This window comes from Flavobacterium sp. C3NV (genome assembly GCF_046825355.2).
Classification (GTDB): Bacteria; Bacteroidota; Bacteroidia; order Flavobacteriales; family Flavobacteriaceae; genus Flavobacterium.
The window spans coordinates 163,817-189,415 of the sequence record NZ_JBKQBJ020000008.1 but is presented as its reverse complement, the minus strand read 5'-3'; the positions used below and the strand labels follow the sequence as shown (position 1 = coordinate 189,415).

Annotated in this window: 19 protein-coding genes and 1 riboswitch; of the genes, 16 read left to right on the top strand and 3 right to left on the bottom strand. The window is 33.3% G+C overall.

Annotated features, from left to right (window positions below):
• Positions 1–110 precede the first annotated feature (110 nt).
• Entirely contained in the window at positions 111–2,318 is a 2,208-nt protein-coding gene (locus ACIDC4_RS13640) for a hypothetical protein (protein ID WP_412043105.1), read from the top strand.
• 65 nt (positions 2,319–2,383) lie between these two features.
• Here ACIDC4_RS13640 and ACIDC4_RS13635 read toward each other — a convergent pair whose 3' ends face one another.
• Complete coding sequence (locus ACIDC4_RS13635) at positions 2,384–4,156, bottom strand: DUF4153 domain-containing protein (RefSeq protein WP_412043106.1); 1,773 nt, start codon at positions 4,154–4,156, stop codon at positions 2,384–2,386.
• A 181-nt stretch (positions 4,157–4,337) separates the two neighbouring features.
• On the opposite strand from ACIDC4_RS13635, the gene ACIDC4_RS13630 reads away from it, so the two are divergent.
• Entirely contained in the window at positions 4,338–5,804 is a 1,467-nt protein-coding gene (locus ACIDC4_RS13630) for a M28 family peptidase (protein ID WP_412043107.1), read from the top strand.
• A 375-nt stretch (positions 5,805–6,179) separates the two neighbouring features.
• Here ACIDC4_RS13630 and metK read toward each other — a convergent pair whose 3' ends face one another.
• On the bottom strand, positions 6,180–7,430 hold the full coding sequence (metK, locus tag ACIDC4_RS13625) for a methionine adenosyltransferase (protein ID WP_194615930.1): 1,251 nt from the start codon (positions 7,428–7,430) through the stop codon (positions 6,180–6,182).
• Positions 7,431–7,961: 531 nt separating this feature from the next.
• Here metK and ACIDC4_RS13620 point away from each other — a divergent pair.
• The 12 genes from ACIDC4_RS13620 (at position 7,962) to ACIDC4_RS13565 (ending at position 22,479) form a co-directional block, all read left to right on the top strand.
• Entirely contained in the window at positions 7,962–10,808 is a 2,847-nt protein-coding gene (locus tag ACIDC4_RS13620) for a TonB-dependent receptor plug domain-containing protein (protein ID WP_412043108.1), read from the top strand.
• 573 nt (positions 10,809–11,381) lie between these two features.
• Positions 11,382–11,576, top strand: a complete 195-nt coding sequence (locus ACIDC4_RS13615) for a hypothetical protein (protein ID WP_412043109.1) — start codon at positions 11,382–11,384, stop codon at positions 11,574–11,576.
• Positions 11,577–11,697: 121 nt separating this feature from the next.
• Positions 11,698–13,002 (top strand): O-acetylhomoserine aminocarboxypropyltransferase/cysteine synthase family protein, encoded by a 1,305-nt coding sequence (locus tag ACIDC4_RS13610; protein WP_412043110.1) that lies wholly within the window; start codon positions 11,698–11,700, stop codon positions 13,000–13,002.
• A gap of 165 nt (positions 13,003–13,167) precedes the next feature.
• Entirely contained in the window at positions 13,168–14,256 is a 1,089-nt protein-coding gene (locus ACIDC4_RS13605; protein WP_230034926.1) for a homoserine dehydrogenase family protein, read from the top strand.
• A gap of 614 nt (positions 14,257–14,870) precedes the next feature.
• Complete coding sequence (locus ACIDC4_RS13600) at positions 14,871–15,071, top strand: hypothetical protein (protein ID WP_230034927.1); 201 nt, start codon at positions 14,871–14,873, stop codon at positions 15,069–15,071.
• 189 nt (positions 15,072–15,260) lie between these two features.
• Positions 15,261–15,369: riboswitch (SAM riboswitch) on the top strand.
• A gap of 77 nt (positions 15,370–15,446) precedes the next feature.
• Positions 15,447–16,430: an alpha/beta fold hydrolase gene (locus ACIDC4_RS13595; RefSeq protein WP_412043111.1), complete on the top strand. Its 984-nt coding sequence runs from the start codon at positions 15,447–15,449 to the stop codon at positions 16,428–16,430.
• Between the two features lies 1 nt (position 16,431).
• Positions 16,432–18,846: a bifunctional aspartate kinase/homoserine dehydrogenase I gene (gene thrA, locus ACIDC4_RS13590; RefSeq protein ID WP_412043112.1), complete on the top strand. Its 2,415-nt coding sequence runs from the start codon at positions 16,432–16,434 to the stop codon at positions 18,844–18,846.
• Between the two features lie 65 nt (positions 18,847–18,911).
• Complete coding sequence (locus tag ACIDC4_RS13585) at positions 18,912–19,469, top strand: hypothetical protein (protein WP_412043113.1); 558 nt, start codon at positions 18,912–18,914, stop codon at positions 19,467–19,469.
• A gap of 18 nt (positions 19,470–19,487) precedes the next feature.
• Positions 19,488–19,913, top strand: a complete 426-nt coding sequence (locus ACIDC4_RS13580) for an OsmC family protein (RefSeq protein WP_065449289.1) — start codon at positions 19,488–19,490, stop codon at positions 19,911–19,913.
• A gap of 185 nt (positions 19,914–20,098) precedes the next feature.
• On the top strand, positions 20,099–21,271 hold the full coding sequence (locus tag ACIDC4_RS13575) for a trans-sulfuration enzyme family protein (protein WP_230034933.1): 1,173 nt from the start codon (positions 20,099–20,101) through the stop codon (positions 21,269–21,271).
• 72 nt (positions 21,272–21,343) lie between these two features.
• Positions 21,344–21,874: an alpha/beta hydrolase gene (locus ACIDC4_RS13570; RefSeq protein ID WP_412043114.1), complete on the top strand. Its 531-nt coding sequence runs from the start codon at positions 21,344–21,346 to the stop codon at positions 21,872–21,874.
• A gap of 194 nt (positions 21,875–22,068) precedes the next feature.
• Positions 22,069–22,479 carry an RrF2 family transcriptional regulator gene (locus tag ACIDC4_RS13565; protein ID WP_055097114.1) on the top strand — a complete coding sequence of 137 codons (411 nt, stop codon included), beginning with the start codon at positions 22,069–22,071 and terminating at the stop codon, positions 22,477–22,479.
• Between the two features lie 109 nt (positions 22,480–22,588).
• Here ACIDC4_RS13565 and ACIDC4_RS13560 read toward each other — a convergent pair whose 3' ends face one another.
• Entirely contained in the window at positions 22,589–23,371 is a 783-nt protein-coding gene (locus tag ACIDC4_RS13560) for a sulfite exporter TauE/SafE family protein (protein WP_230034935.1), read from the bottom strand.
• A gap of 312 nt (positions 23,372–23,683) precedes the next feature.
• Between ACIDC4_RS13560 and ACIDC4_RS13555 the strand changes: the two genes are divergently transcribed.
• Both ACIDC4_RS13555 and ACIDC4_RS13550 read left to right on the top strand, forming a co-directional pair.
• Complete coding sequence (locus tag ACIDC4_RS13555) at positions 23,684–24,586, top strand: sulfite exporter TauE/SafE family protein (protein WP_412043115.1); 903 nt, start codon at positions 23,684–23,686, stop codon at positions 24,584–24,586.
• A gap of 31 nt (positions 24,587–24,617) precedes the next feature.
• Positions 24,618–25,328 carry a phosphoadenylyl-sulfate reductase gene (locus ACIDC4_RS13550; RefSeq protein ID WP_412043116.1) on the top strand — a complete coding sequence of 237 codons (711 nt, stop codon included), beginning with the start codon at positions 24,618–24,620 and terminating at the stop codon, positions 25,326–25,328.
• Positions 25,329–25,599: the final 271 nt, after the last annotated feature.

Genomic DNA, 25,599 nt, shown 5'->3' with positions numbered 1-25,599 from the left:
ATAATTGTCAGGCTTTTTCATTTGTAATTATTTAGTTACAAATGCTTTGATAGCATATTTTAATCAAATACATTTGTAAGAATTATATGTATTTTTTTAATAAGTTAGCTATGCAGAATTATTGGTCGTTTTTGTTACTTTTTTTATTTTTAAGTGTTCCATCTTTTGCCCAGCAAGAGACTTTAAAAAGTAAATCATATTATTCGCTTGATGATTCAGGCCGAAGAATGAAATTAAATTTATTGGATAATAATAAGTTCGAATTGGTACTTTCTTATGGAGATTATGAAGTAATAAACGATTCGTTATTGTTTAAAAACAAAGATGGAGATAAATCTGTTTTTGAAGTTCAATATATAAAAAACGCCAAAATTAAGCGAGATAAAATTAAGGTTAGTTTTGAGGAAGATAGTTCATTATATGGTATTTATATTGGTACACAAAATGGTACAGATTCTATTCATTATCAAAAAGTATCAGATCTGACAGCTTATGATTCAAATGGTGATTTCAATGAAAGTTTTGAAATGAATCGTGCTCAATATTTTTATTTCGTAAATGAAGGATTTGATTATGAACCAAGAAAAATATTTAAATACGAAATACCAAATGCGATAACAGAACTAAAAGTAAAGGTAAACTATGTATTGCCTAATATACCGATCAAAGGTTATCTAGACAGTAAAAAAAAGGAACTGTCGATCGGTGAATATGATAATATAACTGTTTTTTATAGCGACGAGCCCATCGTTGACCCAGATAAATCAATAATTCCGCCTTTAGAAACAAAACAAGTTTTAAGTTGGACTTACCCCGGAAAAGAAGAAACAGATGGAGATGCTGTCGCTCCTGAAGAAAGTGCTGATTTGCCTGCAACAGATTTTAAAATTGAAATTGCAAAATCGCTTCCGGAAGCTTTACAGCAAACAAAGACTGATGGAAATAAATTTTTAGCCGTATATAGTGATCCAAAAAATGCAGAAGCACAGGCTGAATTTGATAATTTAATAGAAAAACAACAACGCTACATAGGATATATTTCAAGTACTTATGAGCCTCAATATGATCCTTTTAATTTTTATCTAACATCGAAAGAAGATGAAAGCTGGCTGAAAAAGAACAAAATGACAGATTCGCCAGTTTTAATGGTTTTAGATGAAAAGGGAACTATTTTAGCATGGGCAAAATCAAATTTATCTCCTGACAAAACAGATAAGTTTATGTATTATGATTCTTTTAATGGTAAACTCAAAAGAACTTATCTAAAAAATAATTTTGCTCAAACATTAAATACTAAAAACTCAAAAGATGTCGAACTAGTACAAGCATTCTATGATGTTTCGGCACTGGGGCCATTGGGCGATTATGATTATGAATATAGTGAGGAAGATGGAAACAAAGACGATTTTAAGTTTGTTAAATTCGACTTAGACCAAAAGAAAGCCAGACAGGTTTGGAAAAAAGTGATAGAAACACATCAAAATGATATAAGTCCGGATATGGTGCTCGTTCAGGCAATTTTGCAGGAAATAAAAAGCGTTGGCTACACCAAACAAGTTTATTTAAAAGATAAAGTTTTAGACGAAGTAGATTTTAAAGCTATCGATTATCTAATAAAACATTACGATGCAATTGATGCAAAACGAAGAGCTTTTAATGAGCAGGAAAATGCTCCAATTCAAATAGGAAATTTAAGCACAGAGATATCAAATGCATTACAAAATTCAACCTCTATATATAATAATGACGGCAGTTATATAAAATCTGACCAAAGAAAGATTAAAGAAGCATATGAGAAAATAATGTCGATTGATAAAGGGAATTTTCAATTTTATAGCAATTATTTCAATTATCAGGCTGATATCGCCGAAAAGACTAATGATAATACTGTTTACATACAAGAGTTTGAAAAATACTTCGGTAAATATTTAGTAAATAAAGACAGTATGGTTCAAAATCTGGATCAATTATTTGATAATGCCTTTGACTCTAATTCATTACATTATTATGACTGGAAGGAGTTCAAGGAATACCATTCTAATTTATGTAATGAAATATCCTGGTCGGTTGTATTGGATTCAAAGAATCAGTCTTATATAAAGAAAGCTATAAATTGGTCTGAGTGCAGTTTAGTTTTAAACAAAAACAATCCTTACTATCTAGACACTCTGGCGCAGTTGTATTATAAAGACGGACAAAAAGAGAAAGCGATTACAACACAAACTCTCGCTGTTAAATATGTAAACGAAGATGTTGAAGAACAAACTGCTACAGATATTCGCGAAACATTATCAAAAATGCAAAACGGAACTTATTAAGTTTTAATATTAATATGAAACAAAAAATAAAACCCGAGAAGATTTTAATCTTGTCGGGTTCTTTTTTACTTTTTAATAGCAACCATTACTTTAATCTCGTAATTGTCTAAGATTTTCTTTTTTTCTTCGATAGAACCATTTGCACTAATATAATTCAAAGTGATGGCATATTTTTGATGGTCTATTTTTTGTACCACGCTTTTATTGGAGTGATTGTTTCTTCTAAAATTGGAGTTTTTATTGACAAATTCATTTATTTTTAATGGAATAATGTCCTGATTGATTTGCAGATCCAGACCATAATCGGTTTTTACTGATTTTATACTATAGGTTTTTCCTTCTATCGAAGTACAGTTGTTACAATCAAAATTGTTATAGCTGGAGATTGAAAACAAAAAGTCGTTTCCATGAATATTTTCTACTTTATTATTGTCATTTCCATAATAATAAAAATAAAAAGTGTTGTCTGTATCATTTCTCAGATCATATTCTGAACGATATTCATATCCTAAGCTTTTCATTATTTCATAATAACCAGGAGATTTGTCTTTTTTAAGAAGCGCTTCCAGTTTTCCTTTAGCATAAGGAATCATAACTGCTGCACCATAATTATCATCTAAAAATGAAACGATACTGCTTAAATCCTGTTCTTGTTCGAAAGTTAATTTTTGATTTGATTTTTCCATATAAAATTCAAATCGGGATAACTGACTGTATTTAGATATAGAATTAGCGCTTTGCGGACCAACAATAGAAAGCAGTCCGGCCAGACACATACTTATAGGTATAAACTTAATTTTAGGATTTTTTTGAATTAAAAAATACCCCACAACAATAGACAGCCATATCGATAATAATATAACATAATAACGTTCGTGCGTAAAGCCGTAAAGATTAATTCTGTACAAAATCGCCCAAAAAAGTAATCCTAATAAAGGAATCAAGAGAAAATAAAACCAACGACTGAAGGTTCTCATCCAAAGATTGGCAGTTTCAGTCGCGATGGGATGAATTAATAAAAAAGACAGAATTCCGAAAATGGCAAATACTAAAACCAGATACGAAACCCAGCCCACAGGCAATGAAAGTGTGATAAGAATTTTTGCTTCGTAACAGATTAAAATCACCAGATATAGACTTATTAGCGGTAGCAAAACATATTGAGTAAAGTTTTTAAGTCCTTTAGGATATTTTAAAACCAACGGATTTTGACTGTTATTGGTTTCCGGAACACCATTTAAAAAGAAAATAGTATTAAAGATTCCCGCAATAACAAAAAAGATATGAAGATAAATATCATTATAAAATTTAACCTTAAACAACTTATCAATAGCTAAAATCGCCAGTGCCAGACCGCAATAAAGTACAATACTATACAATCCGGAAGTTAAAATTCGAAGAAAAAGCTGCTTGTTGAATTCCCAAAATTCATCCTGATTATAGGTTCTTGGTAGAAAACCTGCAAATGAAACCAACAAATGCAAAGCAATGTTAAGTACTAAAAATTGCTGTATTTCTATTTCTGTAATCCGTTGATGAAAACCAAAAACAAAGAGCACAATGAATGCACCCAAAACGATACTGGTAACGAAACGCAGAATAGTATTTTTTTTTGCAGCGATAAAAAATAAGCTCACAGAAAGAAATAAAACCAAACACAATGAAGAGCTCATTAGGGCTTTTTGATAAAATTCTTTGTTAGGATCCTGATATTCTAGTTCGTTAAGGATAATGGCAAAAATGGTTCCTGAAATCGCAGTTATGATTTCGAGTGGAAATCTAAGAATGGTATTTAATGTTGCGTTTAGAACGTTTTGTAACGATGGAAGTCGGCTCATTTTTTTAATCAGTTATTTTGTATAAAGTAAGCTAAATTGTAAGGGATAACCAAATAAAAATAATAATGCAAAAAAAATGTTCCTGTGATTTTATTGATTTAGCATTTCAGTAGTATTTCAAATCCAAATAAGCTTTTTTTTCTCTATTAATTACTAAGTTTGGGATACTAAATTAAAACGTATGAAAAATAAAATGATACTCGTTTTGATTGCTTACGGAGGAGTAGTTTTTTCGCAGGCAATTAAAAAACCGCTAGTTTCAGCAATTACAGACAAAGACCTTAAAACCGATATGTACCAGATGGCTGGTGATCATTTTAATGGTCGTGAAGCAGGAACTCTTGATGAGTTAAAGGTGTCGATGTGGCTGGCCAATAAAGCGAAAGAAGCAGGAATGGCTCCGGCTGGTGATGACGGAACTTATTTCCAGTTTTTTGATATGTACAGGCATCAGGTAACTCCTAATACAAAATTTAAAATTGGACAAAAAGAATATAAATTGTGGAAAGATGTTCTCGTAGCAGAAACTACCAATATAAAAGTAGATGCGCCATTAGTATATCTGGGAGCCGCAACAAAAGAAGAGATTGAGAAAGCAGATGTAAAAGGAAAAGCGGTTGTTGTATTAGCTTCGAAAGAAGGAATTGCAGATGATATTTCGCTTTTTGACAGACGTTATCCGGGTCTTGTTCGAAGTAAATACTATGAGCTTGTATCAAAAAAAGGAGCGTCAGCACTTATTTTTGTAGCAGATGCATTGGCAGAAGAAAGCTGGTCTCAGGTAGAACCACAAATGACAAGAGGTGTTTACGGAATTGAAGGAGTTCGCGATAAAATTGGATCAACTATGCCGGTTTTTTGGGTGCATAATGATCAGTTAGCCTATTTAAAAACAACGAAAGATCTTTTGTCTACAGAAGTAATTTCTGAAACTTATAAATATCCATCAGTAAACGTAGTTGGAATAGTAGAAGGAACAGATCCTAAATTAAAAAAGGAATATGTTCTTTTTAGCGGACACCAGGATCATGATGGTGTAAGACAAAAATACGGTCAGGATTCTATTTATAATGGAGCAGATGATAATGCGAGTACTTGTGTAGCCATGTTAGCTATTGCAAGAGCTTACAAAAAACAACCAGGAAAAAGAACTTCTTTGTTTGTATTTCACGGTGCAGAAGAAAGAGGCCTGTTAGGATCAAGATGGTACGCGTCGCACCCAACAGTTCCGGAAAAAGATATCATTGCAGTTTTAAACGGTGATATGATTGGTCGGAATAATGTAAACCAAGCCGCTCTTTTAGGATCGAGTTCTCCTCACGAAAACTCATCAGATTTGGTAGCGATTGCCAAAAAAGCCAATGATGAAGGTCCTAAATTCGATTTGGATAAACTTTGGGACAGACCAGAACATCCGGAATATTTTTATTTCCGTTCAGATCATTTGCCTTATGCAAAAAGAGGAATTCCATCGGTTTTCTATACCAGTGTTTTGCACAGTCAATACCACACGCCAATGGATGAATCTGAAAATATTGATTTCGTGAAATTGCATAAAATGACAGAGTGGATGTACCGTACAGGATGGATTTTATCAAATGATGCTTCTCGTCCTAAGACATTACCAAATGTACAATTAGAGCGATAAATTCTGTTTTATTAGTATTGAAATTTAGACGCAGATAAAACGGATTCGCTACCGCGAAAACGCAGATAAAAACGGATTCTATTTGAGAATTATTGAATTTGCTAAAAATAAAAGAAGGGTTTCTATAATTTTAGAAACCCTTCTTTTTTTGCTAGATGCATTTTAAAACTAGATTACAATCAACAGTAATGATTATGCATTCCGTCCGAAACAAAAAATAAGCCAGGAAAAAAAATCCGTTTTTATCCGCGACTTTACGAAGTAAATCCGTTTTATCCGCGTCGAATTTAGCTACAGATAAAAACTAACCAAAAATAAAAGAGGCTGCCTAAAATGAATAGACAGCCTCTTTTTATATGTAAATTTTAGATTGAATTACAATCCAAATTCTGCTTTTACTTTGTCTACGAAATCAAGTTTCTCCCAGGTAAATAACTCAACAGTAACTGTTTTTACATTTCCTCCCGGAGCAGAAAAAGTTTTAGTTACCACTTCCGGTTTACGTCCCATGTGTCCGTAAGCAGCAGTTTCGCTATAAATTGGGTTTCTTAATTTCAAACGTTGCTCGATAAAATAAGGACGCATATCAAAGATAGCTTCTACTTTTTTAGCAATTTCACCATTAGTTAAGTTTACTTTAGAAGTTCCGTAAGTATCAATAAAAATACCCATTGGTTCAGCAACTCCAATTGCGTAAGAAACCTGAACTAAGATTTCGTCAGCAACACCTGCAGCCACTAAGTTTTTAGCGATATGACGAGTTGCATAAGCAGCACTTCTGTCTACTTTACTTGGATCTTTTCCAGAGAATGCACCACCACCGTGAGCACCTTTTCCACCGTAAGTATCAACAATGATTTTTCTTCCTGTTAAACCAGTATCTCCGTGAGGTCCTCCAATAACGAATTTTCCTGTTGGATTAATATGGTAGTTGATTTTATCATTGAATAAATGCGCGTGAGTTGGATTTTTAGCAATGATTCTTGGAATCAAAATTTCGATGATATCTTTTTTGATTTTAGCCAACATAGTAGCCTCTTCATCAAAATCATCGTGTTGAGTCGAGATTACAATCGCATCAATACGAGTTGGTTTGTTATCATCACTATATTCTAAAGTTACCTGCGATTTTGCATCAGGACGTAAATAAGTGATTTCGTTATTCTCACGTCTTAAAATTGCTAATTCCTGTAATAATTTATGAGATAGATCAAGTGCCAGTGGCATGTAGTTTTCAGTTTCGTTAGTTGCGTAACCAAACATCATTCCCTGGTCTCCTGCACCTTGCTCTTCTGGCTTAGCTCTGTCAACCCCTTGATTAATATCTGCAGATTGCTCATGAATTGCTGAAAGAATTCCACAAGAATTTGCTTCAAACATGTACTCGCTTTTTGTATATCCAATTTTACGGATTACATCACGGGCAATTTGCTGCACATCAAGATAAGTATTCGATTTTACTTCACCAGCTAAAATTACCTGACCTGTAGTAACAAGAGTTTCGCAAGCTACTTTTGAGTCAGCATCAAATGCCAAAAAGTTATCAATTAATGCATCCGAAATTTGATCTGCAACTTTGTCTGGATGCCCTTCACTAACAGATTCTGACGTAAATAAATAAGCCATAATAATTTATTAAATTAAAATTAAGTGAGGAAAAAAATTGCTTAAAAAGGGCTAAAGGAGATAGTCTGCTTTAGCATTTTTTAATGCCGAAATTTATCTTTCGGCATTCATAACGAACCATTTCATTATGAAGAGGTTGCAATCAGTTCAAATTTTTCCTCCGTATTCGGGTGCAAAAGTACAAAACCATTTTGATTTGCAAATTAAAGTTCAACTTTTTTTATTTTTTATGGCATAAATTTAACAGTAATATACTAATTTGATAGGGTAATAGAAAATATTTCAGTTTTTGTTTGGCTGATAAAAAAATAGTTTGCAAATTTGCCTCACGAAAATTAAAAAAAATGAAATTTACAGTTTGCAATATGATGTCTTGTAAGATGCCGGAGTTCTCCGCAGAGACGCTATTGTAATTTTTTTTCAAAAATATAAATAGAAACCTCTGCAGATCGCAGAGGTTTTTTTTTGTCCCGATAAAAAATAACTGCAAATACTTTTTAAGCCAAAACCACTAAATTAATCTTAAAAGCAATGAAAAAAAATGTACTAATCGCTTTAGGTCTGCTCACGTTTTCAGGTGTTTATGCTCAGGAAAATAAAAAAGAACAGGATAGCCTGAAAAATAATGAATTGTCTGAAGTAACAATAGTAGGATCCAGAAGTAAAAATCGTGTAAAAACCGATGTTCCTGTTCCTGTAGATGTTTTTAATATTTCAGATATTACAAAAGGTTCTCCGCAAACAAGTGTTACTCAGATCTTAAATTACGTTGCACCTTCATTTACCAGTAACGCGACCTCTACCGCAGATGCTACAGATCACGTAGATCCGGCGCAATTAAGAGGTTTAGGCCCTGATCAGGTTTTGATATTAGTAAACGGTAAACGCAGGCATTCAAGTGCTTTGGTAAACATAAACGGATCTCCGGGAAGAGGATCTGTTGGAACAGATTTAAATGCAATTCCGTCATTTGCTATCGAAAGAATCGAAGTTTTACGTGACGGTGCAGCAGCTCAATACGGCTCAGATGCTATCGCTGGGGTTATTAATATTGTACTGAAAAAGAATGCTAATTTTATTTCGGGAGGTATTCAATATGGTACCAACTTATCTTCAGGATCTAATAATTTTAAAGGCGGAGCTGACGGACAAACCGTACAAGTAGATTTAAACTACGGAACCTCTTTAGGTAAAGAAGGAAGTTTCCTGAACGTTACCGGAACTGCTGTAACCAGACAGGCAACAAGCAGAGCGGGAATTAGAAATAATGGAATTTTTAACGCTTATAATGCTGTAGAAAACAGAGCAGCTCAAAATGGTGTGGCTATCAATTCATTGTTCAGTAATATTAACAATACTTCAAATTCAGCGCAAATTATTAGTTCATTACAACAATATGCACCACAAGTAAGTTATTTTACACCGGCTCAGCAAACTGCAATTTCTTCTGCAACAACATTGGCTCAAATGCAAACTGCTTTGAATTTTGATGTTACTAATAATGAACTTGCTTACAGAGGTCAGGAAAGAAGTGATTATAATATGAGTGTTGGTCAGTCAGAACTGGCTTCAGGACAACTATATTATAATACAAAATATCCATTATCTGATATTACATCTTTGTATTCTTTTGGTGGAGTTTCGTATAGAAACGGTAAATCTTATGCTTTCAACAGATTACCAAACGGTTCTGGTACTTTCACGCAAGTGTATGAAAACGGATTTCTACCAGAAATAGAATCGTCTATATTAGATGCGTCCGCGGCACTTGGAGTTACTACCAATATATTGGGTTTTGATACTGATTTAAGTACCAACCTGGGGTCAAACTCTTTTCAATACGATGTAAACAATACCATCAATGCAACTTTAGGAGTAAATTCTCCTTCTAGTTTTGATGCTGGTAAGGTTTCATTTTTGCAAAGCACAACCAATTTGGATTTCAGTAAAAAACTTGATGTTTTAGAAGGACTGAATGTTGCTTTTGGTGGAGAGTTCAGATATGAAAACTATCAGATTAAAGCAGGAGAAGAAGCTTCTTACGGATTGTATGATACAAACGGAAACATAGTTCCTGGAATTTTGCCAAGTAACTCACCTTTAATAGTGACAGACTTTTTTGGTAACAAGCGTGGAGCAGGAGCACAGGGATTCTCAGGATTTCAACCATCTGATGCTAAAGAAAAAGACAGAAAAAGTGGTGCAGCTTATCTTGATTTAGAATTGAATGCCACTAAAAACTGGCTTTTGAACGGAGCTGTTCGTTATGAAAATTACTCAGATTTTGGAAGCACGGTTATTTTTAAATTAGCTTCTCTTTTAAAAATAAATGATAATATCAACTGGAGAATTTCAGGACAAACGGGTTTTAGAGCGCCATCATTACAACAAAAATATTTTGAATCAAGTTCTACTCAGTTTATAAATGGAGCACCTTACCAAGTAGGTTATTTTACAAATGATTCTCAGGCCGCAAAAAGTATTGGAGTTGAAAGTCTAAAACCTGAAAAATCTAAAAGTATTAGTACAGGATTTACATTTAAAATTCCTGATGCGAACATTACGATTGCAACAGATGCCTACTTTACAAGAATCGATGACAGAGTGGTGCTTACTGGACAATATTCAAGACCAACAGATGCTCAGATAAATGCAGCTACATCTGCTACACAAAAAGACGCATTGACATTGTTTCAACAAGCATTTGATTTAAAAGGAGTTGAAAGAGCTTCGTTCTGGACCAACGGAATCGATTCTGAAACAAAAGGTATAGATGTAGTGATTTCTCAAAAATACGATGTAATCCAGGATTTTACCATCAGAAATGATTTTGCTTTAAGTTATAATACAACCAAAAGAGTAGGGAAATTAAATGTTCCTCAGTCTATTATCGATGCCGGTGGAGATCCTTATGTGTATTCATTTTTCCCGGAATCGAGCAGAGTTTATTTAGAAGAAGCGATTCCTAAATTGAAAGCGAATTTGATGACGACATTCAGCATCAAAAAACTGGATATTTATTTAAGAAACAGTTATTTCGGAAAAGTGACTGATCCGGGAGCGACAGATGTAAATTTAGACGGATCATCATCAGTTTACGAGCATCCGGAATACAGTGCGAAAATTGTTACCGATTTATCTTTAGGATATCAAATCAATGAGAAATTCAGATTTACAATTGGTCTTAATAATATAGGAGATGTTTATCCGGATAGAAACAATCCGTCAACTCCGGCATTTACCAATACAACGCCAACATTGTCTCCTGCGCCAAGTACAGATTTGACGAATGCAAATCAGTTTGCTTATTCAAGAGCGGTATCACAATTTGGATTGAACGGAAGATTTGGTTTCGCCAGATTAAGTTTCAAATTCTAAAAACAGAAGATTGGCCCAAGGGTTTTACGGATTTGAGCGGGTTTACGCGGATTTTTTTTGTAATCATTTAAACTGTGGCTTAACTTTTTTTATTTTGGTTTCAATTAAAAATGCCACAGATTAAAAGATTTTCACAGATTTTTTTAATCGTTTTAATCCTTTAATCTGTGGCTAAATTTTTTAAGTAGAAATTGAAAGATAAAAGTATTCCGCGTAAACCAGTTCAATCCGTAAAACCCGTGGGCTAATCTATAAAGAGAAACAGCACTATTTATAAGGCTTCGAAAAAAAAATGTGTTAATTATCAATTTTTAATTTGGTAGATCTAAAAATAGTTTATATATTTACTCTATCGAATTAGTCGAGTTTAAAAAAACAATTAATTTAAATAAAATAAAATGAAAACAATAGCGAATAATATGATGATATGTTGTGAGATGATGCAAATGTGCATCCCAATTCGCTGTTGCCAAAAGTAAAAGATAAAATCTTTGTTATAGTTAGAACTATAAGCCCTTTTGGTAGCCATCCTAAAGGGCTTTTTTTTATTTCAACACTTTTAAATTTTATATTATGAAAACATTAAACTCAATTGCAGTAGAATATTTATTGAGAAACGATTCTCAAAAAAACAATAATAAATCCGAAGACATAACAAATGAAGTTGCAAGACTAAATGCAGAGCAAGCTGTAATAAGAAGTCAAAAATCATTGCTGCTCCTAATGTATAATCTTGAAGAAGAAGGAGAAGATTTTTTTATTCAATAAATATCAATTTCAATAATAATTTCAAAAATCAATTTTAATTGCGATTTCAAATAACGATTACAATCAGAAATCAATTTCAATAACAATATATAGTATTAACAATACCTAAAAAACTAAGATCATGAGCACACAAAAATTCGCAACAAACGCACTACACGCAGGACACGATGTTACTAAAAATGCAGGAACCAGAGCGGTGCCTATTTATCAGACATCATCATATGTATTTAACGATTCAGATCACGCTGCCAATTTATTTGGTCTTGCTGAAGCCGGATTTATTTACACGAGATTAAATAATCCAACAAACGATATTTTAGAACAACGACTGGCGGCACTCGAAGGCGGAATTGGAGCTGTAGTTACTGCATCCGGAGCATCGGCAATTTCTACAACATTATTGACTTTGCTAAAAGCGGGCGATCATATTGTGGCTTCGAATAGTTTATACGGAGGAACTTATAATTTGCTAAATGTAACTTTGCCTCGTTTAGGCATTACAACCACTTTTGTAGATCCTTCTAAACCGGAAAATTTTACAAAAGCAGCTAAAGAAAACACAAGAGCCTTTTTTGTAGAATCTTTAGGAAATCCAAAATTAGATGTATTAGACTTAAAAGGAATTTCGGCGGAAGCCAAAAACTTTAAAGTACCTTTTATTGTAGACAATACGGTTGCTACACCTTATTTATTGAATCCAATTGAGTACGGCGCAGATATCGTAATTCACTCTTTAACCAAATATATTTCAGGAAACGGAACTTCATTAGGAGGTGTTATTATAGATGCAGGAAAATTTGACTGGTCAAACGGAAAATTCCCTGAATTTACAGAACCTTCTGCAGGATATCACGGATTAGTGTACCATGAAGCCTTAGGAAATGCAGCTTTTATAGCAAAAGCAAGAATCGAAGGTTTACGTGATTTTGGAGCAGCTTTAAGTCCGTTTAATGCTTTTCAGATTATTCAGGGATTAGAAACTTTACCAATCCGAATTCAGAAACATAGCGAAAATGCTTTGGCTCTAGCCTCATGGTTAGAAAAACAAGATGAGGTAGTTTGGGTAAATTATCCAGGTCTTAAAAACAATAAATATTATGATTTAGCCCAGCAATATTTACCAAAAGGACAAAGTGGCGTGATCACTTTTGGACTAAAAGGTGGTTTTGATGCCGCTAAAAAAGTGGTAGATCAAACTAAATTGTTCTCGCTTTTGGCCAATATTGGTGATACAAAATCACTAATTATTCACCCGGCAAGTACAACGCACCAACAATTGTCTGATGCTGACCAACTGGAAACAGGAGTTTCAAAAGATTTAGTTCGACTTTCTGTCGGAATTGAAGATATCGAGGATTTAATAGCTGATTTGCAAGCCGCTTTCGCAAGCGTTACCCAATCGCAATACAGTATTAATAAAAATTAGGTTTTTTTGTTTTTTGTTTGAAAAATTGCCTTTAGTAGCGTGAGTTCTGCTAGAGGTGATTTTTTATAAAAAACTATCAATATAAAAGTTTTTTACCATATATGTAGAGGCGCTCAGCAGTGCGTCTATCTCATATGGGTTAATTAACCCCAAAAAATTAAAATTATGTCAAAGCTTAAAATAAATATCATCCTTTTTGGAATTGGAAATATAGGAAGTACTTTGATCAATCAGATTATCGAAAGTCAGGAGTTTTTTCTCGAAAGTAAAAATATCGATTTTCATTTTCCAATTATAACCAATTCAACAGTAGCTTTTTTCGAGAAAGAAGGCGTGGGATATGCCTGGGAAACCAATTTCTTAGAATTGGCCGTTCCGTTTAAAGTGCAGGATATTATTGAATTTGCCAAAGAAAACGAATTTGAGAACTTAATAGCCGTTGATGCTACAGCAAGCGACGAGCTCATTCATCATTACAATACTTTGATCGAAAACGGATTTAACATTGTAGCGGTAAATAAAAAAGCCAATACACTGCCCATTGATTTGTATAAAGAAATCAGGGCAAATCTTAAAAAATACGACAAAGAATTTTTGTATGAAACATCAGTAGATACGGGTTTTCCGGTATTGCAGACCTTAAGAGATTTGTATTACTCTGGCGAAAAAATCACCAAGATACGAGGTGTTTTCTCTGATAATCTGAGTTATGTCTTTAATCGTTTTGCGAATGAAGAAGCTACTTTTTCATCTCTTTTAAAAGATGCCAGTTTATTAGGTTTAATGAGGTCTACTTTTAAAGAAGATTTATCTGGAAATGATACAGCAAGAAAATTACTGATTCTGACAAGGGAAATTGGGAAGGATTTTGATTTCTCTGATATAAAAATCAATTCGCTTATCACAGAAGAACATCTGCAGAAAAACGGAATTCTTAATAAAGATGCCATCGACAAATCATTTAAAATTGCCAAAATAACCCAGGCAGACAATCATGTGCTGAGATATGTAGGCGAATTTGATTTGCAGAAAAATACCCTGGAAGTCAAATTAGTTTCAGAACCAGTTTGGTCAGCTATAGGTCAGCTAAAAGGTTCAGATACCATTTTTGAAATCTACACACAATCGTATGCAGATGTTCCAATAGCAATTCAAAGTGCTTCGGCATGTAAGCAGGCCATTTCAAGAGGGATAATAACTGACATTTTAAAAGTAGCCGAGAAAATTAAAAATAAAGAAGCAGTTTGGCTGTAAGTGGTTTCGAATAGTAGTTAGTTGTTCTTTGATATAATGAAACAGGAAAGTTCATTACGTATTTTTTTGTAGGTTTTAACGCTCATATTTTTAAATCTTAAATTTGTAAGATGTTTTTTAACGTTAAAATGATGTTTTTTAACGTTTTTTAGGATTAATTTGCTGATCCTCACTTGCATAATTGAAAAAATATTCGCACATTTGTAATACCTCAAAATTACCAGAAAAATAAACTTAATATTCTGAAAATAGTTATGTCGATCGGGACAAAAGTTGAAACAACTTTATTTCTTAATTGATTTAAAAAAGAAGATAAAAGTAAAATATTTCGGCAGTTTCCGGGAAGCTTATTAAAATAAAACAAATGCAAGAATTTTTTAAAATAGCAAGTAAATCCAAGATGAATAAATCCCTACAGATGAACAAGATGTTTAACGTCGCACGTATTTGTGTACGCGTCTGTTGATACTAAAAGTATATATAAGTTGTATAAAACTTAAACCCTTTTGGTATTGTGATCCAAAAGGGTTTTTTTATTCCATTTGGTTGCCATAACAAAAAATTAAACAAATAATAAAGATTATAAAACGCAAACTAACATAAACTTAAATATCATGAGCAAATTAAACTACATAACAAGAACATTTTCTACTTTGAAAAACTTAAGAGCTAAAAGAAATAATCCGCCCCCAGCAAATGAATTGGTACACCCAAGATTTGGAATCACGGAGGCTGATAAAATAGCAGAGAAAAAAGAACCAAATTCATTATTGTTTTTGATGTATTCAAAAGAAAATGAAACACTTTTTATCTAAATCAAAAAGTATCATAAAATAGGGGAATACCTGCTTAATTTTACTGGGCAAATTGTTCGGTAATTTTTTGCGTACAATAGTTTTTGGTTGAATTATGTTTAAGAAATTAAGCAATCAGTTTCGATAAAATTTGTTAGTTTAAGAAATAAGTAGTTAATTTGCACCTTTAAGTTCAAACACGTATTGAAAATGTTATAAAGAAAGGACGAGGGATTAGACCCGATGAATCCTTAGCAACCCTTCGTTAAATCGAAGAAGGTGCTGCATTCTACCACGCCCAAACGTGGAAAGATAACAACAAGAATTTTCTAGTTTCACTCTAGTACTTTCTTTCTAATATTTCCACATACAAATCAATAATAAAAAGATTTGAAATTGGAAAATATACCAAGTCCCATTATAATTCAAGATTTCATCACAGAAAGTGGTGCATCATATCCATTATTGCCATTGAGTTTTACGCTTTCTGGTTTACCATTGCATAGCGCGCCTATAATTTTGGTCAATCATGCTTTGACCGGAAATGCTCAGGTTACTGGCGAAAATGGCTGGTGGAATGACTTAATTGGCGACGAAAAAACAATTGATACCCTTAAATATACCGTATTAGCATTCGACGTTCCCGGAAACGGAAACGATTCGTTTGTAATAGAAAACTATCAGGATTTCACCACAAGAGATATTGCCAGAATTTTTATAAAAGGTGTGGAGGCATTAAATATCGCCCAATTGCACACCATTATTGGAGGTTCTGTTGGCGGAGGAATTGCCTGGGAGATCCTTGCATTAGAACCTAATATTACTCAAAATTTAATCCCGATTGCCACCGACTGGAAATCGACCGACTGGATGATTGCTAATTGTTATTTACAAGAGCAAATACTGAACAATTCTTCGAGACCTATAGAAGATGCCAGAATACATGCCATGTTGTGTTACCGCTCTCCTGAATCATTCAAAGAAAAATTTCAACGTACGATAAACGACAAGCTTTCTATTTTTAATATCGAAAGCTGGCTGGCGCATCACGGTGAGAAATTACAAAAGAGATACCAATTGTCATCGTATAAACTGATGAACCAATTGCTCAAAACCATAGATATAACCAGAAATAGTGACGATTTCGAAACTTTATTGTCCAGAACAAATGCAGCGATTCATATTATCGGAATCAACTCTGATTTGTTTTTTACACCAAAAGAAAATCGCGAAACTTTTCAGGAATTAAAGAAGTTCAAAGACAATGTTTTTTACAGCGAAATAGATTCGGTTCACGGACATGACGCTTTTTTAATCGAGTACAAACAATTAGATCATTTACTTGCCGATATTTTTAAGGCAGAAACAATAGAAAAATAAAATGAAAATATTAAAATTTGGAGGCAAATCGTTATCAAACGGAGAAGGACTTAACAAAGTAGTTTCAATCATTTCTGATAAAGTAAATCAAGGAGAACAAATTGCAGTTGTAGTTTCTGCCCGCGGAAATGCTACAGATGAATTAGAATACATTTTGAAACTTGCCGCTAAAAACGGAAATTACAAACCACTATTCGAAAATTTTAAAACATATCAAATTTCAGATTATCCACAAGTTGATTTATCCGAAGAATTTACCATTTTAGAAAAACTTTTTGAAGGTGTAAGTCTAATTGGTGATTATAGCAACAAAATCAAAGATCAGATTTTGTCTAAAGGCGAATTGCTTTCGGCTAAATTACTGACTTCGATTTTGAAAGAAAAAGGAGTTCCGGCAAATTTTGTTGATTCGAGAGAATTGCTAAAAACCGATTCGAAATTTGGTGATGCACAACCATTGGAACAACTTTCTAAGAAAAATGTTGTCAATTATTTCAAAGAACACAATGGTTCAACGGTAAATATCGTAACGGGTTTTATTGGTTCAAACAACAATAACGATACAACAACTTTAGGCAGAAACGGTAGTAATTATACCGCATCATTAATCGCGAATTATTTGAATGCCGAAGAATTACAGAACTTCACGCATGTTGACGGAATTTATACAGCAAATCCTGATTTGGTTGCTGATGCTAAAAAAATCGAATTTCTTTCGTTTAACGAAGCGAATGAATTAGCGAATTTTGGCGCAACAATTTTGCATGCTAAAACGATAATTCCTTTATTAGAAAAAAATATTCCGCTTCGTATTTTAAATACTTTCAATCATGAAAATCGTGGCACATTAATTACTTCAGATTCAGCTAAAGAAGGAATCAAAACACTTTCGGTTTTAGAGAATTTATCATTGGTAAATCTTGAAGGACGCGGATTATTAGGAAAATCTGGAGTAGATGCCCGAATTTTCAAAGTAATGGGCGATCATAATATTAGTGTAAGTATCATTTCTCAAGGTTCTTCAGAAAGAGGAATTGGCTTGGTTGTGGCTACAGATAAAGCAACAACGGCCATGATCGAATTAGAAAAAGAGTTTGAAAATGATTTTTATTCTAAAGATGTAAACCAAATTACGGTAACAGATAATGTTTCGGTTATTTCGATTATTGGTCAGGATTTGAGCACTTTTCATAAGCCTTACACCGCTTTAATCAAAAATAAAATAGTTCCAATTTTGTTCAACAACACCGTTACGGGTAAAAACGTGAGTTTGGTGGTTAAAAAATCAGAACTTAATAAAGCGTTAAATGTAATTCACGGAGAGATTTTTGGAGTTTCAAAGAAAATCAACATTGCCATTTTCGGTCACGGATTAGTTGGCGGAACTTTAATCAATCAGATTTTAGAATCGGCTGCTGCAATCGAAAAACGTAAAGACATCAAGTTGAACGTTTTTGCAATTGCCAATTCGAAGAAATTACTTTTAAACAAAAATGGCGTAACTTCAAACTGGAAAAATGATATTGCAAAAGACGGTCTTGAATATACCATCAATGATGTAATTGCTTACGCGAACCAACATCATTTAGAAAATTTAATTGCGATTGATAATACAGCAAGTGCCTCTTTTGTAGAAAATTATATTTCGTTGATCGAGAGTAGTTTCGACCTGATTTCATCTAATAAAGTCGCCAATACATTAAGCTATGGTTTTTATAAAAAACTGAGAAAATCTTTGACAGAAAATCAGAAAAATTATTTATACGAAACCAATGTTGGTGCCGGTTTACCATTAATTGATACTATAAAATTATTGCACCTTTCGGGCGAAAATATCACAAAAATAAAAGGTGTTTTCTCCGGAACATTAAGTTATTTATTCAATAATTTCTCTGCAAAAGACGCTCCGTTTAGTGAGATTCTGCAAGAAGCAATTGATAACGGATATACAGAACCGGACCCGCGTGAGGATTTATGCGGAAATGATGTGGGAAGAAAATTATTGATCTTGGCAAGAGAACTTGATTTACAAAATGAATTTGAAGAAATCTCAATTCAGAATTTGATTCCGGAACATTTACGTGACGGAAATGTGTCTGATTTCTTAACGAAACTAAAAGAATTCGACCCTATTTATGAAAAAATAAAAGCCGATCAAAAACCAAATCACGTATTAAGATATATTGGCGAATTGTCAGGAGATTTACAAAATGATAAAGGAATTCTGGAAGTAAAATTAGTTTCTGTTCCTTCAGACACTGCTTTAGGCGGATTAAAAGGATCTGATTCTTTCTTCGAAATTTATACAGAATCTTACGGAGATCGTCCAATTGTAATACAAGGTGCAGGAGCTGGTTCTGCAGTAACGGCGAGAGGAGTTTTTGGAGATATTTTGAGATTGTCGGATAAAGGGTAAAAGAATTTTAGATTTTAGAGTGTAGATTTTAGATTTTTAAAATCCGATTAATAAACATTTAAAGAATGAAAAAAGTTCTGATTTTATTATTGTTTTCGAACATTTTGACTGCTCAGATTTCAAATGTCATTAGAAATAAAGACAGTTATACACAGGAAGTTTTTCCGTATAAAGGAGTTAGGGCAATTCAGATAGATGAAGTGAGTGCTGTTGGAAATGAGGAGAACGTATTTATTTTTTCTAAAATTGAAAAAAATGCCAATCCTGATAAAATGTATTTTCAGCGGTTTACAAAAGTCAATGATAAATGGATCGTAAAATCTATTCTTGAAGTAAATTATAGCGGAATCATTTCGGCCTGGGGAAGCAGAAAAGCTTTTGGAGATTACAATAAAGACAAGAGTGTTGATGCGCTTTTTATTTACGGACTTTATGACGCTGATTTTAAACAGCAATCAGTTCATTTAATTTTTTCGCAAAAAGATCAGTTTTACACGATCGAATCAAGTGTTTCTGATGATTTTAAAACAGATAAATTTTCTCCTAATTTTAAATCTTTAGATGCAGAATCTAAAAAGCAGGTTTTAGAATATTGGGGAAAATTAGACAAAAAAGACAAATAACTTAGGAAAACAAAAAACATGAAAGTAACCTTAAACAGAGTAAACGACGCGTTTCATTTTAAACTCAAAAATGAGCGTGGTCATGTAGTTGATGTTGATAGCAGAGCCGAATTTGGCGGAAGCGATTTAGGTGCAAGTCCAATGGAATTAGTATTGATGGGTGTTGCAGGATGCAGCGCTATTGATATGATTTCGATATTAAAGAAACAACGTCAGGAAATAAAGGCATTTAATGCTGAGGTAGAAGGAGAACGCGTAAAAGTTGGAGAAGCAACACCATTTAAAGAAATCAATGTGGTTTTTTATTTAGAAGGAGATATCAATCCTGAAAAAGCAAAAAAAGCAGCACAGCTTTCTTTCGAGAAATACTGTTCAGTTGCCAAAACCGTTGAGCCTACAGCAACCATCAAATACAAAGTTGTTTTAAACAACGAAGCGTTATAGAATTAGAAAATGAGTTAATTAGTCAATTTGAGAATTAGAAAATTAGATAATTCTTTTATTGATGGTAGCAAAAACCGCATAAAAATTTTTGGTGAATCTCTGAGTTTATTTTGCGAGTCTCTGTGAAATTTATAAAAACTGACGAATTAGTGCTAATCAGTGCAATTCGTGTTAAATAAAAAAAAATGAACGAACAAGAATTTGGTTTTGAAACACAAGCCATCCGTACACATTTAGAAAAAACACAATTTCAGGAACATTCAACTCCATTATATTTATCATCAAGTTTTGTATTTGAAGATGCCGAGGATATGAGAGCGTCTTTTACAGAAGAGAAAGTACGTAATATCTATTCACGTTTTAGCAATCCAAACACAACTGAGTTTGTAGATAAGGTTTGCGCTATGGAAGGGGCTGAGTCTGGTTATGCTTTTGCAACCGGAATGGCGGCGATATATTCGACTTTTGCAGCATTGCTGGAGTCAGGCGATCACATTGTTTCTGCGGGAAGTGTTTTTGGGTCTACACACGCGTTGTTTATGACTTATTTTCCTAAATGGAATATCGAAACAACTTATTTTGATATTAATAAACCGGAAACGATAGAGGGATTTATTAAACCTAATACCAAAATTTTATATGCAGAAACGCCAACAAATCCTGGTGTAGATGTAATTGATTTAGAATTATTGGGACAAATTGCTAAAAAGCACAACTTGATTTTAATCATCGATAATTGTTTTGCTACGCCATATATTCAGCAGCCAATTAAATACGGTGCTGACATAGTGATTCATTCTGCGACAAAATTAATCGACGGACAAGGTCGTGTTTTAGGAGGAGTTGCAGTTGGAAATGCAGAATTAATTCGTAAGATATATTTATTTTCAAGAAATACAGGACCGGCAATGTCGCCCTTTAACGCTTGGGTTTTATCGAAAAGTTTAGAGACTTTAGCAGTTCGTGTAGACAAACATTGCGAAAATGCCTTAAAAGTGGCGGAGTTTTTAGAAAATCATCCTAATGTTGAGAGTATTAAATATCCGTTCTTAAAATCGCATCCAAAGTATGAAATTGCCAAAAAACAAATGCTTTTAGGCGGTAACATTATTGCGATTGAAATAAAAGGCGGAATTGAAGCTGGGAGAAAATTTCTGGACAAAATTAAATTGTGTTCGCTTTCTGCAAATATTGGAGACGTAAAAACGATCGTAACACATCCTGCATCAACAACACACAGCAAATTATCTGTTGAAGAAAAGTTGGCTGTTGGAATTACAGAAGGTTTAGTGCGTGTTTCTGTAGGTCTGGAAACGGTAAAAGATATTATCGCCGATTTAGATCAGGCACTTTCTTAGATAATTTTAGATTTATGACTTTAGATATTAGATTTTCAAAATCTAATATCTAAAGTCTAATCTTTCTTATATATGGTTAAACCAAGATTACTGATTTTGTCGGACTTATTTGGAGGAAAAGATCCGGAATGGGTTAAAATCTACACAGATTTACTGAAATCTAAATTCGAGATTCAATATTATGATGTTCTTGAGTTGGCAAATATTGATTCTGATAATTTTATCGAAAGTAAGATTCATAATCAGTTTCTTAACGGAGGAATTGATAAGGCAGTTCAAAATTTGCTTCAATTGGAAACAGAAAAAGTAATTATTTTAGGATTTAGTATTGGAGGTACAATTGCCTGGAATGCATCTTTAAAAGGGTTGAATGTTGCACATTTATTTGCGGTTTCTTCAACAAGATTGCGATACGAAACTGAAATCCCTAATAGTATTATCAAATTGTATTTTGGAGCAAAAGATCCTAATAAACCTAACCCAAAATGGTCTTTGGATTTGAATATAGATAATGAAATTCTCGAAGCTAATAGTCATCAACTCTATTTGATAGAAAATAATATACCTTTAATTTGTAATGATATTTTAAAATCTTTGCAGTAATAACGATTTTTGATTGTAAATTAAATGCGGTCTAAAATCGTTTTTTATTTAAACCATACTAATTTAGTAGAACTTACTTTTTCATTGTGTTATTTTTCTCATCCAAAAAGCTTATTTTTGTTGCAGAAAAATATTTAGCTGTTATTTTAGCACGAAATCTAAAATCAACAATCTAAAATCTAAAATATATATAAGTGCTTTCAAAGAAAACAAAATACGGCATTAAGGCTTTAACTTATTTGGCTAGACGTGAAAATAATGAACCTGTACAGATTGCCGAAATTGCTAAAAGTGAACATATTTCGATTAAATTCTTAGAAAGTATATTATTACTGCTTAGAAATTCTGGTTTTCTTGGAGCCAAGAAAGGAAAAGGAGGAGGCTATTATCTGATAAAAGATCCCAAAGATATCAGTATGGCAAAAGTGTACCGTATTCTCGAAGGTCCAATTGCTTTGTTGCCTTGTGCAAGTCATAATTTTTATGAAAGATGCGATGATTGCGATGATGAAACTACTTGTGCAGCAAGACGTTTAATGATGGAAGTTCGTGATAATACTTTAAAAATATTAGAAAGTAATTCTTTGGCAGATATTGCGTTTTAAAGAAAATTTTAAACCATAGTACTCATGTAAGGCAATATAATTTTGCTTTATGTAAGTAGTTTTATAAGCTTATATTAAATGAACTTATATAACTTATATAGTGGAGAAATTAAAAAATCAATTTATATCCGGCTAAGAAAAGCATAACTGCGATGGCGTTTCTTAAAAACAAATCAGGCACTTTTCCGCTTAACATACTTCCCATAAAAATTCCCGGAAGCGACCCTAATAATAATTGCCCTAACAAGGCTAAATCTAAATTTCCCATTGAAGCATGTCCAATTCCGGCAACAAGAGTTAGAGGAACAGCGTGAGCAATTTCGGTTCCTACCAAACGTGGCGTTGGTAAAAGCGGATATAAGAAAAACAAAGTAACTGTTCCTAAAGCTCCGGCACCAATAGACGTTAAGGTTACGGTTGCGCCCAATAATACCCCAATCCCGATAGTCAGCATGTTTTGAGTATGACTTTCGCTGTGAAATTTATCCCCCGCATGTTTTTGAGAATATACTAATAGTTTCTTTTTGAATAAAATGGCAATTGATGTAAAAAGCAATGCCCAGCCTAAACTGTATTTGATAACTGCATTTATTGTCGAAATATCTGTTTTAATGCTGTTTAGTATCCACAGCGTTAGTAAAGCTGCAGGAACACTTCCTAAAGTAAGCCATCCTGTAATTTTCCAATTGATGTTGCCTTTTTTGTGGTGTACAAATACGCCTCCCATTTTGGTAAAAGCAGCATATAATAAATCGGTTCCAACGGCTGTGGTTGGGGGAATACCAAAATACAATAAAATAGGAGTCATTAAAGAACCGCCTCCAACACCTGTCAACCCCACTACAAAACCTACTGCTAAACCTGCAATTACAAGACCTATCTGAAAATCCATGAATAAAAATTTGCTGTAAAAATAAGAACAATTTTATAATAATCCGATGGATTTGGTAGACTTTAAAATGCTATATTTGTAAATGAATATTTTTAACGTTTTATATCATTGAAATACAAGTCGATACGATTTTTAACTTAGAAAGCAAATTTGTTATATTTTTTAAAGTTCCCGCTTGCTTAACTAAAAGAGGATTAGAGTTGTAAAAAAATTAAATAATGTTTTGATATTTAGAAATAAGTACTAATTTTGCATAGTAATCTATTAAGCCGATAGGGTAATAGATTTACTAGCTTAAAACAAGCCAGTAATATGGAGAAAGAATTAAAAATTAATAGTTATGATGTTAGATCTGATGCATCAATAAAAGAAAAGTTGTGGGTTGTAATTCCCGTAGTTCTGTTAGTAGGTTTGTTATCTACGTTGATATACAAGCATCATGCTGAATTTTCGATAGAGGGATTAGTTTCCGGATTTGACACAGACTTTTTAATATTTTTTGCTATTGGAGTTTTTGCTCAGTTGGTAGATGGAACATTAGGAATGGGTTACGGAGCAACCTCCACTTCGTTTTTATTGGCTTACGGAGTTCCGCCGGTAATTAGCAGCACAGGAGTTCACGTTGCAGAAATGTTTACAACAGGCGCATCGGCGATTTCACATCATAAATTCGGAAATATTAATAAAAAGCTGGTAAAACATTTATTAATTCCGGGAGTTTTAGGTTCGATTACAGGAGCTTATTTATTGTCTGACGTTATTAGCGGAGATGTTATAAAGCCATTTATTGCGGTTTACATGATTGTCTTAGCTATTATTATAATTAGAAAAGCATTAGCCAAAACCATTGTTAAAAAGAAAACAAAAAAGCTAGGATATTTAGCGACTTTTGGAGGTTTTATGGATGCTGTTGGCGGCGGCGGATGGGGGCCAATTGTAACGTCTACATTATTAGGACGTGGCAGGAACCCCAGATATACAATAGGTTCTGTAAATGCAGCAGAATTTGCTATTTCATTTGCAAGCGGAATAACATTTATGCTTTTTGGAGGAATCCATGGTTGGCAGGTTATTATAGGATTAATTTTAGGAGGAGTAATTGCGGCACCGGTTGGGGCTTATTTGGTTAATAAAATCAAAAGAAAACCTATGATGGTTGCGGTTGGAATTTTAATTATATTATTGAGTTTAAAAACATTATCTAAATTATTGTAATAGGTTTTTTAGAAAGGGAAAGAAAGAGATTATGAGTGCGACGAGTATACAATCATTATTAGATAAAACAAAAGATTTTTCGCTGGATGAAACACTTGTTTATTTAGCAAATGAATATCCGGGAAAAGTAATTTTCTCGACTTCTTTTGGTCAGGAAGATCAGGTAATTACAGATTTTATTGCAAAAAGTAATACTAATATTACCATTTTTACCTTAGATACCGGAAGATTATTTCAGGAGACTTATGATGTTTTTCACAAAACATTAAAAAAATACAAAAAGCAAATAGAAGTTTACTTTCCAGAAGCGGCATCAGTAGAAAATCTATTGCAACAAAAAGGACCAAACAGCTTTTATGATTCGGTTGAAAATAGAAAAGAATGCTGTTTTATTCGAAAAGTAGTTCCGTTGAGAAAAGCTTTATCCGGAAACTCAGTTTGGATTACAGGTTTAAGAGCTGAACAATCTGAGAATAGAAACGATTTGCAATTGTTTGAATACGATGGAGGTTTCGAAATCATCAAATTCAACCCTTTATTAAAATGGACTTTAGAAGAAGTTGAAACGTATTTATCAGAAAACAATGTTCCTCAAAATGCTTTACACAAACAAGGCTTCGTAAGCATAGGATGCGCGCCCTGTACAAGAGCAATTTTCCCTGGCGAAGATATAAGAGCCGGAAGATGGTGGTGGGAATCAAGCCATAAAGAGTGTGGTTTGCATAGTGCTAAGAAAGAGTAAAGAAGTTAGAATAGAATAAAGAGTATAGAATAAAGAGTAAAGAATAAAGAATAAAGAATAAAGAATAAAGAATAAAGAGTAAAGAATATAGAATCAAGAGCAAAGAATCAAGAATATAGATTTAAAGTTCCGGAGGAACGATTTATATTGTAGCGCCGGATTTTAATCCGGGGGGAAATGAAGATTCGTATTATAGCGTGGTTCTGAGGCTTTGGGATTATTAATCCGATGGCATTGTCAGATTGCGATTATTTAGAATAAAGCAACGGAT